Consider the following 575-nt stretch of genomic DNA (forward strand, 5'->3'; position numbering starts at 1 on the left):
GAGTGCTTTGTAATGGCCGGCGAATAAGATGATCAAACACGTGACCAAAACGATGATGCTCAACGATGCCATCGACAGTGAAAACGGTATGAAGTAACCCAGCAAGCTCGCACTAAACATCAACAATGCTGCGGTGTTGATCACCGCCGACACCACACTTAAGAACAGAAACAACCAAAGGTAAGGGCGCCCCAGTCTCGCGTAGCCTTCGACTAACGTAAGCCCTGTGCCCATCGTGTATTGCACGCCAGCTCGGAAAAATGGGTATTTAAACAGGTTTACGAGCAGGATGAGTGCGGCAAGTTGCCAGCCATAGATGGCACCCGCTTTGGTTGAGGCTACAAGGTGAGAGCCACCCACCGCCGCAGAAGCCATTAGGATGCCTGGGCCAAGTGAGCGGAAAAATAGCGATATTCTGGATTGGGGTTGATCTGGTACGGCGGATTCCAGTTCTTATTGTCCTTTGATGTTGTGTATAACGGCATAACCTTCCCCCGCGAGAACGGTTCGCGGGAATCCAAACGGCGTGAAACCTTATTTAATGTTATGGGGTGTTTTTCCGAACGGAATAAAGT

1 protein-coding gene and 1 pseudogene are annotated in these 575 nt (G+C 50.1%); both read right to left on the reverse strand.

Features of this window, described 5'->3' with window-relative positions; genetic code table 11:
• Nucleotides 1-450: pseudogene (locus R8O11_RS29895) on the reverse strand (divalent metal cation transporter); the annotation flags it as partial.
• Nucleotides 375-575, reverse strand: a 201-nt coding sequence (locus R8O11_RS29900) for a hypothetical protein (protein ID WP_318195216.1), incomplete at its 5' end; no start/stop codon positions are given. The pseudogene R8O11_RS29895 and the gene R8O11_RS29900, both read right to left, overlap by 76 nt.

The sequence above is a fragment of the Vibrio sp. 1288 genome (assembly GCF_033344475.1).